Source organism: Nonomuraea antri (genome assembly GCF_013283785.1).
Lineage (GTDB): Bacteria > Actinomycetota > Actinomycetes > Streptosporangiales > Streptosporangiaceae > Nonomuraea > Nonomuraea antri.
Genome location: NZ_JABCPZ010000010.1, coordinates 16,745 through 30,582, shown reverse-complemented (window position 1 = coordinate 30,582; position 13,838 = coordinate 16,745). Strand labels below are relative to the sequence as shown.

Sequence of the window (13,838 nt, the reverse complement as noted above, 5' to 3'; positions counted from 1 at the left end):
GGACAGGTGGAAGCGTTCGCAACGACACAGGCAATGGCCCTGTTCAGAGCAGGCACGCTGTAGCGCTGGCTCACGGCACGGAGGCTTGACTGGCCGATGTCGCCGTTGGCGTTACCTGGCATGTAAGGATGCCAGGCGCAAGGGTCATTCCTCCAGATTGCCGCTCTCGTCCTCGTCGAGGAAGATTTCATTGGTCAGCTTCCCCTGTCGCCATTCATCGAGTAGTGCTCGGTCGCCAGATCGGTTTTTGTCACGATTGATGCGGATGGTCATCTCTTTGTGGCGTAGTTCGTTGAGAGCCCTTCGGACAGCGATGACATCTGATATGTCTTCTGTCGACACCGTTTCGCCTGAGAGCAGGATGCGTCTGAGCATGACGTACTGTCGTGGGGTCAAATCTGGGAACAACGTTATGAGGGAGAAGGAGCGACCGGTTTTGTCCAGGAAGACGGGCTCGAAGCGTGCACTTGGGGAAAGTTCCACCTGCCTCTGGACAGACTCGGCCTGTTTAATAGTCGAGTCGCTGATGTGAGTGTGTAGGTGCTTCCCTACTTGGAAAAGAAAGGATCTGACGTTCATTAGATGGAAAGGCTGCCCAGCCCTGGTAAGCATCTCTTCCACCAGCTCCGGCCGAGGACCACGCCTGTAGGAGCCCTCCTTTCGAATCCAGTCCTCTTTGCTGTCGTTGGTGACAAGCAGAACAGGTAGCTGGCGGTGCGTGGCCTCGATGAGAGTCTGTTCCCAGACGAAGTAGTCACCGAGGGCGTCATCTGAGCCCTTGTCGGGGACGTCGCTATAGCCGGGCGGCACTTTGTTCTTAAGCCGCTGGGCTCCGATTTTCTTGGCCTCGTCCAGGTTGGAGAGCGGCGGTCCGATCTTGCCAGCCGTGATCCGATCTATCTCCTTGAATACCGGGTCATTGTCTACTGTTGTTCCTGGCTCAACTTCAAAGGCGTAAAGGTCGGAGTGCGTATCGAGGATTTCTGTGATGGCAGTGTCGATCGCTTGTTTGATGTCGCTGACCTCTTCGTCTTTGAGGCCGCGATGTTCCTTCAATTGCTGTACGACCTTGTGTAGGTCGTTTGCTGCGCTTCGGAATTTATCGCGAAAACCGGTACCCTGGCTAATGACTGTGTTGCGGTTCCGGAGAAACTCAAGTCCCACCTGATGTGGGATCCATAGCCGGTCGCCCAGCACGCGGAGCGTGTTGAGAAACTCGGCTCGCGCCACACCGGTCAGCTTGTAGGTGTCCAGAAGTGGGTTGGTGTCGAAGACGATCAGCCCCTCCGTCAAGAACAGGCGCAGCGAATCGTCGCTCGGAGGGAAGAACCCCGGGAACAGCTCCCGGAGAGACTTGCTGGCTGGCTTGTTTGGGGGGGTGTTCGCTCCCTGACTCATAGCAGAACAGGGTAAGGCGCATTGATCGACTTTGTGTCGTATATGACGCTGATTGGTCAGGGTGACGTGGGAGGGAGCCGATGGTCTACGACGTGGACCCGCTGCGGGTTGATCAGGCGGCGCAGTAGATGGAGAGGCTGGCCAGTGTAGTCGTAGGTGATGCGCGTGATGTCGAGCAGTGGGCTGCCTCGGCTGACTCGGAGCCTTGTCGCTTCGTCCAGCTCCGCTTGGCGGAGCTGAGTGTGGATGTCCAACACGTCGGATGACCGGTCTGCGCTGGCCGCTTCGGCTTCAGGCTCCTCTGTAGCGAGGTACCACTGATCGAGGCACACGACCTGGCCATCGACAACACCATGTCCCTCGATGTAGAGCACCGGGTGATCGGGGTCGAGGCGTAGGCTCTCCAAGATCGCTTCGGGCGGGCGGACGGTTCGCGGAGTCTGTTCGATTAGGTGACCCGTAGTACCCGCCGACATGCATGCGTTCATGAACACGATGGGCTCGTTGCGCCGCTCGACGGCCATGGGGATTTCGATGATGACAGGCGGTCGTTGCACGATCATGCCCTTGTTGGCGACGCGCCAGACCAGTCCCTCCTCCTTGAGGGCCCGCATCGCGTTGGTGATGACTTGCCTGCTGACGTCGTAGCTCTGCATCAGGTCTTCGGTGTGGGGGAGCGGCTCGCCTGGGGGGTAAGTGCCGTCGAGGATCTTGGTCCGGAGGTCGTTTAGGACCTCGGGAAACCTCGCGACGGGCACTCTGGGCTCCTTCTCTGAGCTGTTCTGGCTGGCGCTGATCGTATTACGAGCGGCAAGCGGGTGCGGCTCACCTGCGGGCTTGACAGTGATCGTCGGGTGATGCAGCATGGCCAGTGCGACTCTGTTTACTAGTAAACACAGCGTAGCAGGACACGAAAAAGCGGCCCACCGCTCCACCGGCAAGCCGCCCACCACAAGTCTTCGCGGGCCCACACCCGGAACTCCACTTCCAGGCGGGGCCCTAAACACCAGGTCTCTCCCTCTGCGAAAGGACTACGAGACCCGATGTCCAGCCACATCGTGGCATCGCCCGCTGGCGTTGTCACATCCACCCCTGACCTCGACGCCGTCCTCACCCGCAAGGCCAAGTGCCGCCAGCCCGGCACCGACCCCGACGACTGGTACCCCCTCGACGCCCGCCTGTCCGACGACGAGGACTACGCCCGCCAGCTCTGTGCAGGCTGCCCCTTCACCGGCCTGGCCGGCGAGTGCTTGAACCGCGCGCGGACGATGCCGTTCGACAACTGGGGCATCATCGGCGGCACCACCCCGACGCAGCGCCGCCGGCTCGGGATCGGCACGTACGAGGTGGCGGCGTGAGACTGCTTGCCCCCAGCCCCGATCGTGAGCGTGCCCGGCTCGAAGCGGAGCAGTTCCGCATCGAGCAGGAGGAGCTTCGCGAAGCGGCCCGGCGCAAGCGCGAGCTTGAAGAGGCCGAGCACCGCGCAGCCCTGTCCGAGCGGGCGGGTGAGCTGGCCGAGCAGGAGCAGACTCGGATCGTCGCCGAGGCCGAAGCCGAAGCTGAGCGCACCCGCGCGAAGTGGCGGAAGCGGCGCGAGGTCTGGTCCGAGCGGACCCGGACGGCCGGCCGTCTGCTGGTCATGAGCACCACGAACCTGGGCGTCAACCTCGTCGCAGTCTCGGGCCAGGCGATGTCGTTCATGGAGCGCGGCCTGCCGACGCTGTGGGCCCTGCTCGCGGCCGGGATCGTCGAGTCGGTCGCGGTGTACGTCTCCTGGCACGCGCACGTGGCGCTGAGGGAGGGTGACGCGGCCTGGGCGACCCGCATGTGGTCCTACGCGATTGGCGCGGGCGCCGGGTACCTGTCCTACACCCACGTGCAGGACTACCCCGAGCTGTTCGCGGCCTGCTCGCTCGCCTCGCCGTGGCTGTGGTCGATGCACTCCCGCCACCTGCACCGCCAGGACCTGCGCGAGGCCGGGTTGATCGACCCGAGGGCGCCCAAGTTCAGTGCGCTGCGCTGGCTGCTGCACACCAAGGAGACGTTCACGGCCTTCCGCTGGGCGGTGAGCGAGGGCGTGCAGTCGCCGCACATCGCGGTCGAGGTCGTACGGACGCGCCGCGCCGTCCGCACGACGTGGCGGACTGTGGACGAAGCCCAGTCGGCGGTGGTCGCCGCGCAGCGGACTCAGTTGGAGCTCGCGCTGACGCAACTCGCCGCCGTGTCGGAGGAACTGTACGGCGTGTCCCCGGACGCGCTGGCGGCCAAGCAGACGATCGCCAGGTTCGTGAGCCGGGTGGGTGGCGGGATGTTCCCGATGTACCGTCCGCTGCCTACGGGCGAGCTTCGTCCGGCGGACGAACGGCGGGCGGACGGCGCGGACGGCGCGGACGGCGGACGGACGGACGAGGCCTGGACGGCGGACGAGCCGGTGCGCCGTGTGCGGTGGCGGGATGTGCTCAAGCGCGGATGGGCGGCGGACGAGAACCCGACCGGCAAGCGGACGGACGAGCGGACGAGCGCGGCGGACGAGGGGCGGACGGACGGCGGACGGACGACGGACGACGAGCCCGAGCCGAAGCGGACGGACGACGCGGACGGCAAGCCCCGCCCGGGCGGACGGCCGAGCAGGAAGCGGACGGACGGGCGTCGTCCGTCCGCGCGGACGAACGGCGGACGGAAGTCGCGGACGAGCGGGCGGACCGCAGGTGCGGACGACCTCGCCGACGTGTTGCCGCTCGGACGGCAGATCCTCGCCGAGCACCAGCGGAGCGGTACCCGGCTCACCCGCGACTCGCTCGCGGCAGCCGTGAAAGCAGGCGGACGGACGATCAGCAATCAGCGCGCCAGCGCGCTGCTGCACCTGCTGCGGACGGACGGTTCGTCCGCCGTGGAGGGCGCGGACAAGAACGGCTCGTCCGCGCGGACCGAGCAGGCGCCGGACAGCGGACCGTCCGGCGCGGACGAAGCGGACGGGGACGGCTCGTCCACCGACGACAAGGGAGCGGACCGATGACGGAAAACGAGACGGACAAGACGGCCGAGATCGCCTGCTACCTCCCCCTGTGGGACGAGGCGACCGACGAGTTCCACAACGGGTGGATGACCTACCGTGCGGCCGACCCGTACTTCGTCCACCTGGAGATCGAGGACTGGTCGGCCCCAGTGGTCGCGCCCCGGCACGTCCTCGCGGACGGCATGGCCGCGCTGGCCGAGTGCCTGTCGAAGCCGGACCGCACGGGCCTGCGGGTCCAGCCGTCATCGGACGGCAAGCACACGCTGCTCGGCATCACGCAAGGAGACTTGCTGCTCGGCGTGGTCCGGACCCCGGCCGCCCTGATGACCGGGCACCTGGACAGGCTCGACGAACTGGTGCCGACGGGCGGGGAGATGGCCTTGATCGACTGGGACGCCGTGATCGCCAACCTGCTGGCCCGTGACCGGCCGTGATCGCCCGCGAGGCGGTGTCGAACGCTGATCAGCGCCGCAGACAATCGCCGCCGAGGGGGCCAACGCGCGCAGGTGTACGTGCGCGCACGTGCGCGAGAGCGTAGCACGCTCCCGCCAGATGTAACCGTCCGTGACGTTCGGGAGGAGTCACGTGCCGACCAGGCCGACCCGCCGCGAGGGGCGCAAGATGCGCTTCCACGCCCGTATCAAGGGCGCGGAGAGCCCGAAAGCCGCGTTCCACGAGGCCATCCGCTACCTCACGGCCGAACTCGCCGACAAGCACAACGCCGACGAGGCCGAGGGCGATCGGCTCTACGCGTTCTACGCCGCCGAACTGCGGCGCAGCGGCGACGACGTCAACCGCCAGAGGAGGTGACCATGCGCAGCATCCGCTCGCCCTACGCCCAGCCCGAACAGCCGAAGGAGCAGCCAAGTCCGGACGAGACCAAGGCCGCCAGCGACACCGCTGAGCAGGTCGCCACAGTCGTGCCCCTGCGGGAGGACCAGCCTCAACTCCCCGCGACGCCCGACGTGTCGCGGCTGGACCGGCTCGTCGAGTTCGTCCAAGGTCCGCTGTCGGACTGGATCGCCCGAGAGCGGCCCTCCTACCTGGCCAGCCCGGTCACGTTCGTCCGGGAGCGGTGGTCCCCGTCCTGGCTACCTGCCGACGTCGGCGCGCTGGTGTGGGCCTGGCGGGTGCTGCTGCTCGCCCGCGCGCTGCTCTACACGGCGTTCTATATCCCCGCCATGACGGTCTTCCTCCCCGAGCTGACCACGGCAGCGATCGTCGCCTACCTGATCCTTCACTTCTTCGCCTGAAAGGACCCCTCCATGAACAGCCTGCTCGTCGGGCTCGGCTCCGCGACCGCCGTGCTGCTGAGCTTCGGCATCGTGTGCATCTGGAAGAAGGCCTGGCCGACGTTCACGGCCTGGCTGATGCTCGTGGGCGGTGTCGGCCTGATCGGCACGTTCTTCGAGGCCATCGTCCGGACTGTGACCGGCCGCCTGCACCCCGTCGTCCCGTCGATCCTGCTGGGCGTCTGCCTGGCTACCTGGGCTTCGGACGTGTGGGGCAAGAAGAACAAAGTCGGCCGACCGACCGCGATCGTCGCGCCGTTCATCCCCACGCTGCTGGTCGTCGGTGCCATCTCCATCTTCGGCATCAACACCGCGGACGTCGGCCGCGACGTCAAGAAGATCTGGCAGGACACCATGACCGCCGACGTCAACGGAGGCCGCAAGTGATCCCCTTCCTCCTGATCCTCGCCCTGTCCGCGCTCATCACTGCGGCGCTGGCGAAGCATCCCGACGCCCGCGCCGCCACCCTGGGCGGGCTCCGGGCCGGCGCGGCGCAGGCCGACGTCGAATTCCGCAAGGGGTTCGCGGCTGCTCAGGCCCGCTACCACCAGACGCAGAAGTACCTCACCCGCCCGACCGCGTCCGGTGACCCGCCCGGGCCCCGGAACCTCCGCTGGTGGGTGTCCGGGGCGTTCGCGGTGACCGGCGGCACCGCCGCGGTGGTCGCGGGTGGAACGTACGGGCTGCTCAAGGTCCTCGGCGGTGCCGTCCGCATCGGCCGCCAGACGGCCGAGGGTGCCCGCCAGGCATATCGCGATTACCAGGCCACCCGCGAGATCGAGGAAGCCGAGGTGGTCGAGGAACGCGAGCAGGAAGCCGAAGCCCAGCCGCCTGAGGCGGAAACGCCCGAGGAGACACCCGAGCTGCCGCCCGCTACCGATCAGAACCCCGCCAACAAGCCCGTCATCGACCTGACCAGCTACGACACCACCCAAGGAGCCACCGTGAACGCCGAATTCGTCAGCTTCGCCCAGCTCAAGCACGACCACGACACCGCCAACACCGACATGGCCCAGATCGCCGCAGCCATCGACGGCCAGGTGGCTGGCCTGCTGCAGAGGAACATGGGCCGTGGCGCGCTCATCACGGAGCTGATGGCTGCGCAGGAGACCGCGAACCAGCTCGCCGCGCAGCACGCGCGGATCGCCGACCTCGCCGCCGAGCAGGGCACCGTGGCCGAGGCTCACGCGGCGGTCGGCGGCGTGGACAACACCGCCGACAAGGATGCGTACGCGGGCGGCTGAGCCCGGCCGTACGTCCCAACATCACGCGAAGGAGCTTCCGTTGTCCAAGGCCAGCAAGCAGAAGGCGACCGACGAGGTCACCCGCACGGTGCGGCGGGTCGCGTTCCGCCAGCGGTACCGCATGACGATGGCCGCTCCGTTCGCGTGGCTGATTGCGCTTCCGCTTTTAGCAGTGCTTCACCTGCTGCCGGTGCACCCGGCCGTGGCCGTCCTCATCGCGGCGGCCACGGCCGTGGTCCCGGTCCGCAAGGCAGTCCAGGCCCGCGAGACCGTCGCCGCCGCGGTGTTCGGCGCGGCCTGGCTCATCGCCGCCGCGCCCATCGGCCCCACGAAGCTGGTGGTTCAGGTCGGGGTGGCCGGCTGGCTGACGTTCGCACTGCTGCACTGGCGGCGCCACCGCCGCCTGCCCCTGCCCGGTCGCACGGCGTTCGAGGACGAGCCGCAGGTCACCGTCGAGCAGGTCGCGATCGACCCGGAGGTGGCGCGGATCATCGCCCGGTTCAACGAGCGCCTGGCCGCCAAGGGCAAGGCGCTGGACGGCATGACGCTGACGACGCCGAAGCGGATCGACGCCGGGTACCGCGCGGAGATCCACGCGGTGCCGGGCGACAAGGAGACCAAGGACATCATGGCGGCCGCGGGGAAGGTCGCTTCGGCCTTTCAGACCTCGACGCAGCTTGCCGTACTGGAGCCGTCGCCCTCAGGGGACAACTCCCGCGCCCTGTTCACCCTGCTGAAGGATGACACGCTGGCGCAGGTCCGCCGGTTCGAGGACGTGCAGCCCCGCATCGGCAAGGACGGCCGCGCGCACATCGGCTACTTCTACGACCTCTCCCCGGCCCACTGGGCGTTCTTCACGAAGTCCGGCGGCATGCGGCACGGCATCATCGTCGGCGACTCCGAAGCGGGCAAATCGCGCAGCGTGGAGACGCTGCTTGGCCTGGCGCACCTGTCCGACAAGCTCGCCACGGTGCTGATCGACCCGCAGGGCGGCTCCATGCCGGACTGGAACGGGCGCACCCACCGCTGCGCGCTCGGCGAGGACGACGGCGCGGACGAGCTGGGCCTGTGGCACTGGGTGATGCGCCGCCGCGTTCGCCACCTCGCGTCCCTGCCGTGGGTGGACGAGGACGGCGACGAGCGGATCGGCAAGACGCACCTCGTGCCCGGTGACCCCGACGTCGGCGGCATGACGGGCATCTTCTTCATCCTGGAGGAGGCACCCGAGCTGCTGACGCACGACGTGCACGGCAAGAAGGCCGTGGCCACGCTGGCGTCCGGCGCGAAGACCTGGCGCAAGGGCGGCGGCGGGATCGTTCTGGTCGCTCAGGACCCGAACATGACCGAGCTGGGCGGGAGCGTGACCTTGCGGGCTCAGCTCCGCAAGAACGCGTGCGCGCTGCGGACGCAGACGCCCGGCGCCGCCTACCAGATGGGCCTCCCGCAGGACCCGTCGCTGCTCCCGGCGACGTTCAAGAACGGGACGCTCACGCAGGGCCTCGCCTACCTGTCCGGGATCGACCGGCGGGCGGCGCTGATGCGGTGGCTGTACACCGAGAAGCCGAAGCTGATCTCTCGCCAGCCCGCGGCCGGCCGGATCGACGACCTGACGATGGGCTGGATCGAGGAGTACACCAGCGCCAAGAAGGACGGGCGCGAGCCGCGCACGGGCAAGCGGGCGGTAGCGGAGGAGCCGCGGTCGACACCGGGTGACGTGAAGGCCGCGATCGTCGACGTCCTCGCCGAAGCGGATGGTCTCGCCCTGGAGCTGGGGGAGCTGCTGCACCACGTGCTCAAGCGGCGGGTGACGGCTCCACCGAGCGAGATCCACGCGCAGCTCAAGCGGCTCGTGCAGGACGGGCGGGTGTGGTTGGTCGGCAAGGACGGGGGCGAGGCGTACGCCCTTCCTGAGGAGATCATGGAGCGTCTGGAGGCGAAATGAGGGGAGCGGTCCGGGTCTCGTTGGTGGCGGCGTGGCTGGCGGTCGTCTGGGCGGCTGCGCCGCTGGCGCAGGTCGGCACCCTGGAGCTTGCGGTCGTGGTGCCGCTGATCATCATCGTGGTCGGCGCTGTCCTCGAGGAGCTGGAGCGGCACGGGGCCGGGGCGGCCGGCATCTCGCTGACTGCGGTCGCGCTGTGGGGACTGGCGGTCTCTACGTGGGGCGTGACCGGGGGCAGCGCGCTGGTGCTGTCGGCCGCCGCGGTGCTGATGGTCGGCAGAGCTCGGCGGGCCGGTCAGCAGTGGTGACACGACTGACGCGTCAGATTGATCCAGATGCGTCAAGTGCGTCATAATGAGTAGGAATGGTGTGGTGGCGAGCAACAACGGGAAGTGCGGGCCGATGGCAGAGGTGCACCTGACTCCGGACGATCTGGCGGCGCGATTCCGCGTGCCGAAGAAGACGATCTACAAGATGAACTCGGACGGCACGGGTCCGAAGTACATCCGGGTCGGCAAGCACGCGCGGTACCGGGAGGCCGACGTGCGAGCATGGGAGGACGCCCACTATGTGCAGCAGGGGGCTGCCTGAACCCCCTCACGTGCAGAAATGGCCCGGCATCGAGATTCGATGCCGGGCCGTTCTGTTCCGATCCTGTTCCGTCAGAGAACGAGAAGGGACGGGAAACAACGAGCAAGGACGAGAACGTTTTTCCAGCTCAGCAGCCATGTCAGCCATGATCGCCGAGGCCGGAAAACCCCGCCGTCACACGTCGTAGGTGTGATCTAGCAGGCGCAGTGACCTGCCGATCCCTTGATCATCAAGAGTGCTGTTCCGGATCTGTTCCGGATGCCAACTCCTCACGGCGGAACGCCGTGTCGATCGCCGCCCCGGCCCGGCCTTCAGTCCCCGGAATCAGATGCGTGTAGGTCCGCAGCGTGTAGCCCGGATCCTGATGCCCGAGGTATTCGGCCAGCGCCTTCGGTGACACGCCAGCGTCGAGCAGCACGCTGGCGTAGAGATGCCGCAGCATGTGCATGCCGTGCTTGCGGTTCTTCTGATTGCGCCGGCCGGGGATCCTCACAGCGAGATCGGCCTGCGTGATCACACCCGCGGCCACCAGCGCAGGCTTCCAGACGTAGGTGTTGATGTAATTGCGGTTCAGCGCCTTGGACTCCCGGCTGGTGACGATCAACCGCAGGGTGAGCAGGTCGCCGTCCGTCTCCTCCCACGGCAAGGTGACCTCCCGGGCCGGGAACTGCTCCAGGTACTCCGACACGGCCTCGGCGACGGACGCGGGCAGAGGGACGGTCCGCTCGTGATCGTGCTTGACCAGGCCGAACAACTGCTTCTTGTCCACGAGCTTCACCTGCTGCCGCACGTGGACGACGCCCTTGTCCATGTCCACGTCGTCGACGGAGAGGCCGAAGATCTCGCCCTGGCGGAGCCCCAGCCCGGACCCCAGGATCGCCAGGACCCGGTACCTGGGCGGTAGCGCCTGCGTCACCGCCTGAAGACGTGCTACCGACCACGGCACCACCTTCCGAGGCTCGGCCTTGGGCTTCTTGACGACCTTGGACGCGCACGGATTCTTGGCGATCAGGTCATCGTCCACGGCGCTCTGCAGGAGCTGTTCGAGGAACGCGAGCACGCGGTTGGCCGTGCTGTTCGCCAACTTCTTCTCAAGCTGCTTGACCCAGGTCCGGATCTCGCTCGGCCGGATTGAGCCGATCTCCCGCTGCCCGAACTTGGGCTTGACGTGCACTCGCCAGTAGATCTCGTAGATCTCCCGGGTGGACGGGTCCGCAGTGAGTGACGCGAGCCAACCCTGCTTGCTGTCGTCGTCTGCGACGCCCTCGACGAGGAGGATCAGGCGCGTCTTGCCGCCGTTGGGGTCGATGTAGTTGCCCCGCGCCTTGTCGGCTTCCATCAGCGAGCCGTGCTTCTCGGCGTCGGCCTTCTTGGCGAACGCCTTCGACTGCTCTCGGCCTTCGAGGTTCGTCCAGATCGCTAACCAGCGCTTTCCCTTCCCGTGCCGCGCGGTCGGTTCGCGCTTCGATACGCCGTCCCGGTCCGTCACCGTCTTGAACCACAGGTCCTTGACGCGAGCCATCGTGCTTCTCCTCTGAGGGGTTGTGGCCGGCGCGCAGAGGGCGGCCCCGGCCCGGCGTTTCGCCTGGTGACGAGCGCGCACGCTCGCGCCAACCGCCGTGCTCTGAAGGTCACCTTCCGCGCTGATGATCTTTGCTCGCGCGTCTCGTGTGGACGCGCATAGCGCGCTATGGTGTGTCTGACGCGTCGGACGCGTCGAGTTGTATTGTTTGTATCACACGAGACCACCGGAACACGGCGAGAGCCCCCGCCCGGCCCGCCACCCCTCAGGAGCCGCCCGGACAACGAAAAGGCGCCCCCCGCCGAAGCGGAGAGCGCCTTCACATCACCAGTGACACCGCACCCCTGACCGGCCCACAGGTTGGTCGCCCGGCCGATCAGGTTGGTGCCCCTAGATCCTTGGAGCTGAAGATATCACCTCGCCAAGCGTTCGCTCCGGCGCGCCCGCACCTCCCGCGGCCGCCGCACCCGAACGCCACCGACCCCTCGCTCATCCCATCGCGAACGGCGATCCTTTCTGCCGTCCCTCAGGGCATGCGCCGCGCACCTTCGCAGCGCCACTTCCTCCGCACCGTCAAGGAGCACCCCGACGCGCTCGCGCTGAAGTGCCACGCCTACCGGAACCTCACCGAGGTGGCGGCCCGGCTCGCGCACGCGGCCGACTGGACCACGCTGACCACCCGGCCCACCGAGCAGCGCATCGCTGACGACCTCGACTTAGCGCTGTCCACCGTGAAGCGGTGGATCCGGTGGCTGCGCGAACGTGGCTTCCTCGGCGTCGTCGAGGAGGGCACGACCAACCGCTACCGCAGGGGCAACCGCTGCGGGCTCACCGACGACGGCATGGGGAACCGGGCGGCTGTCTGGGTGCTGTGCGTCCCGGCCCCCGAGCTGGACGAACACGACGCGCACACCGACAAAACGACAACTGAACCCCCCTCCTGTACTTCCCGTAGGGGAGTACAGGAAGGTCCTACGCACGCGCGCGAGGAAAGATCAACTTCGCGCCGCTGGAACCGAATCTCAACGACGAACGAGGTCACCGCCACGCCGGGGACCCGCAAGCACGAGCGACGACAGGCCTTGCAGGTCGCCGAGAAGATCCACGACACCAGCACCACGCTGCGACGGCTGTCCCCGTGGTACATCCGGCACTTGACCAGGGTCTTCATCGCTGCAGGCTGGACGTCCGCCGACGTGCTGCACGCCCTGGACCACAAGCCGGACGGGACCGCCTGGACCTACACCTGGACCAGCCGCGACCAGATCCGCAACGTCCCCGCCTGGGTGCGGTTCCGGCTGTCGGCATGGCTCGACGAGCGCGGCCGGCCCCTGCCCGGCAAGTCGCAGCGGCTCGCGGCCGCGGCCGCCCAACTCCGCGCCGAGCAGGCAGCGCTGCAGGAGCGGTTCGAGGACATGAGAGCTCGTCGCGCTGGCGGGGCGATCGGGCTGCCACAGCGGCTCAGCAGGGCGGAAGCGCTCGCCCCGCCGCCCATGGTCGAGCAGGCCCCGGCGTCCGGCCCGAGCACGGCCTACCTCGCTGCGCGCGCGGCGCTGGAAGCCAAGCGGCTGGCGCAGGAGGAGGAGTTTCGTCGGAGGTTGGGTCGTGAGTGAGTCGTACGCCGATCATGCGGAGCGGGCGCGGAAGCTGCTGGCGCGGTCGTCGCCGGGGGCCGCTCGGGCGATGCGTGTTCGCGAGCTCGAGTCGGCGCGGCCGGGTCGTGAGGTGGGGGAGTGGTGGTGGAAGTGGGTCGACGAACAGGCGGAGGAGGCGGTGGCGGCGCTGCCTCGGCTGGTGGAGGCGGTGTCGCCGGAGCCGGAGCGGGAGGTGGTGGATGAGGAGGCGGAGCGGCGGCGGGTGGCGTTGGCGCGGGCGCGGATGCGGGCACGGCTGGAGCGGACCGACCGACAAAACGACAATTCGGATGTACCACGTAAAGCCGGGGGCGTGCGTGAGTGAAGGTCCGTGAATGGGTCTGTGCGTCCCTGAGGTGGACGGAGACGCGCTATCGGTGTGCGTCTGGTGCATCTGACGCGTCACGAGCATCGGACCGCTTAGGATGCGTCTGACGCGTTGACCAAATCGTTATAAGCGAAGCGATCACCGATACCCCATATGTACGTGTCGGTACCCTGCACGTGCTAGCGTCGAAGACGTAACACCACAAGCACCACCGCTGACCAGCCAAAACGCCGGAAGGAACGCCGTGACCGCCACGATCCCCCCGCCGTACACCATGCTCCTCGACTCACAACGAGCAGGCGCCACCACGAGTCACATGCTCGACGCGCTGGTCTTCTCGGCCGCCGCCAACGCCACAGAGTTCAGCAGCGGCAACTGGGACCACCTCCTGGAACGCGCTCACGACCGCGTGTTCGGTGCCGCCGCCACCGCCGCGATGGACGAGACCGCCCCCCTCGGGGTCGACATCTGGGACGGCGTCACCTACGACGACCTGCCCGATGTCGCAGTCGCCGGAGTCCTCACCTCTGCGCTGTACGTCGCGTGCCGGTTCTGCGACCACACCGACGAGCGCGGCACGCCACTAGCGGAACTGCTTTCAGACGGTGGCGCGGCAGACCAGCGGGTCACCGTCACCCCGGCCTTGCCCGACGACACCGAGCGCGTCGACCTGATCGAGTTCGTGCAGAAGGAAGGCCGGACGCTGCTCGTCCCGTCCGCCGGGGCGCAGATCTTCCGGGTCATGCATCAGATCAAGAAGCTGGCCGCCGACCACCCCGGCCACACCGTGAGCTGGGCGTTCATGCACCCCGCAACCGGTGAAGTGCTGTCGGCGTACGACCTGTCCGCCAAGTCCTGACCACCCCATCAACCC

General features: G+C 67.6%; 16 protein-coding genes. 13 read left to right on the top strand and 3 right to left on the bottom strand.

Annotated features, from left to right (window positions below; genetic code table 11):
- Nucleotides 1-144 precede the first annotated feature (144 nt).
- Together HII36_RS05285 and HII36_RS05280 are read right to left on the bottom strand one after the other, a co-directional pair.
- Nucleotides 145-1,398, bottom strand: coding sequence for a PIN-like domain-containing protein (locus HII36_RS05285; protein ID WP_173521905.1), 1,254 nt, complete (start codon nt 1,396-1,398; stop codon nt 145-147).
- A 56-nt stretch (nt 1,399-1,454) separates the two neighbouring features.
- A complete protein-coding gene (locus HII36_RS05280; protein ID WP_173521904.1) occupies nt 1,455-2,264 on the bottom strand; it encodes a GntR family transcriptional regulator in 810 nt (269 codons plus the stop codon).
- Between the two features lie 177 nt (nt 2,265-2,441).
- Between HII36_RS05280 and HII36_RS05275 the strand changes: the two genes are divergently transcribed.
- The 10 genes from HII36_RS05275 (at nt 2,442) to HII36_RS57745 (ending at nt 9,480) form a co-directional block, all read left to right on the top strand.
- Nucleotides 2,442-2,756, top strand: coding sequence for a WhiB family transcriptional regulator (locus tag HII36_RS05275; protein ID WP_173521903.1), 315 nt, complete (start codon nt 2,442-2,444; stop codon nt 2,754-2,756).
- Nucleotides 2,753-4,414, top strand: coding sequence for a hypothetical protein (locus HII36_RS05270; protein ID WP_173521902.1), 1,662 nt, complete (start codon nt 2,753-2,755; stop codon nt 4,412-4,414). Before HII36_RS05275 ends, HII36_RS05270 begins: the two co-directional genes overlap by 4 nt.
- Complete coding sequence (locus HII36_RS05265; protein ID WP_173521901.1) at nt 4,411-4,848, top strand: hypothetical protein; 438 nt, start codon at nt 4,411-4,413, stop codon at nt 4,846-4,848. The genes HII36_RS05270 and HII36_RS05265 overlap by 4 nt, the downstream gene beginning before the upstream one ends.
- Nucleotides 4,849-4,999: 151 nt before the next feature.
- Nucleotides 5,000-5,224 carry a hypothetical protein gene (locus tag HII36_RS05260; RefSeq protein ID WP_173521900.1) on the top strand — a complete coding sequence of 75 codons (225 nt, stop codon included), beginning with the start codon at nt 5,000-5,002 and terminating at the stop codon, nt 5,222-5,224.
- A 2-nt stretch (nt 5,225-5,226) separates the two neighbouring features.
- Complete coding sequence (locus HII36_RS05255) at nt 5,227-5,667, top strand: hypothetical protein (protein WP_173521899.1); 441 nt, start codon at nt 5,227-5,229, stop codon at nt 5,665-5,667.
- 12 nt (nt 5,668-5,679) lie between these two features.
- Nucleotides 5,680-6,093, top strand: coding sequence for a hypothetical protein (locus tag HII36_RS05250; RefSeq protein ID WP_173521898.1), 414 nt, complete (start codon nt 5,680-5,682; stop codon nt 6,091-6,093).
- Nucleotides 6,090-6,950: a hypothetical protein gene (locus tag HII36_RS05245; protein ID WP_173521897.1), complete on the top strand. Its 861-nt coding sequence runs from the start codon at nt 6,090-6,092 to the stop codon at nt 6,948-6,950. The genes HII36_RS05250 and HII36_RS05245 overlap by 4 nt, the downstream gene beginning before the upstream one ends.
- Before the next feature lie 40 nt (nt 6,951-6,990).
- On the top strand, nt 6,991-8,892 hold the full coding sequence (locus HII36_RS05240) for a hypothetical protein (RefSeq protein ID WP_173521896.1): 1,902 nt from the start codon (nt 6,991-6,993) through the stop codon (nt 8,890-8,892).
- Nucleotides 8,889-9,197, top strand: a complete 309-nt coding sequence (locus HII36_RS05235) for a hypothetical protein (RefSeq protein WP_173521895.1) — start codon at nt 8,889-8,891, stop codon at nt 9,195-9,197. The genes HII36_RS05240 and HII36_RS05235 overlap by 4 nt, the downstream gene beginning before the upstream one ends.
- Before the next feature lie 64 nt (nt 9,198-9,261).
- Nucleotides 9,262-9,480 carry a helix-turn-helix transcriptional regulator gene (locus HII36_RS57745; RefSeq protein WP_217369193.1) on the top strand — a complete coding sequence of 73 codons (219 nt, stop codon included), beginning with the start codon at nt 9,262-9,264 and terminating at the stop codon, nt 9,478-9,480.
- A 229-nt stretch (nt 9,481-9,709) separates the two neighbouring features.
- Here the strand turns inward: HII36_RS57745 and HII36_RS05225 are convergent, their stop codons facing one another.
- Nucleotides 9,710-11,002: a tyrosine-type recombinase/integrase gene (locus HII36_RS05225; RefSeq protein WP_173521894.1), complete on the bottom strand. Its 1,293-nt coding sequence runs from the start codon at nt 11,000-11,002 to the stop codon at nt 9,710-9,712.
- A 533-nt stretch (nt 11,003-11,535) separates the two neighbouring features.
- On the opposite strand from HII36_RS05225, the gene HII36_RS05220 reads away from it, so the two are divergent.
- The 3 genes from HII36_RS05220 to HII36_RS05210 all read left to right on the top strand — a co-directional run bounded on the left by HII36_RS05220 (nt 11,536) and on the right by HII36_RS05210 (nt 13,823).
- Complete coding sequence (locus HII36_RS05220; RefSeq protein WP_173521893.1) at nt 11,536-12,615, top strand: hypothetical protein; 1,080 nt, start codon at nt 11,536-11,538, stop codon at nt 12,613-12,615.
- On the top strand, nt 12,608-12,961 hold the full coding sequence (locus HII36_RS05215) for a hypothetical protein (protein ID WP_173521871.1): 354 nt from the start codon (nt 12,608-12,610) through the stop codon (nt 12,959-12,961). The genes HII36_RS05220 and HII36_RS05215 overlap by 8 nt, the downstream gene beginning before the upstream one ends.
- A 247-nt stretch (nt 12,962-13,208) precedes the next feature.
- On the top strand, nt 13,209-13,823 hold the full coding sequence (locus HII36_RS05210; RefSeq protein WP_173521892.1) for a hypothetical protein: 615 nt from the start codon (nt 13,209-13,211) through the stop codon (nt 13,821-13,823).
- The last annotated feature ends 15 nt before the right edge of the window (nt 13,824-13,838 follow it).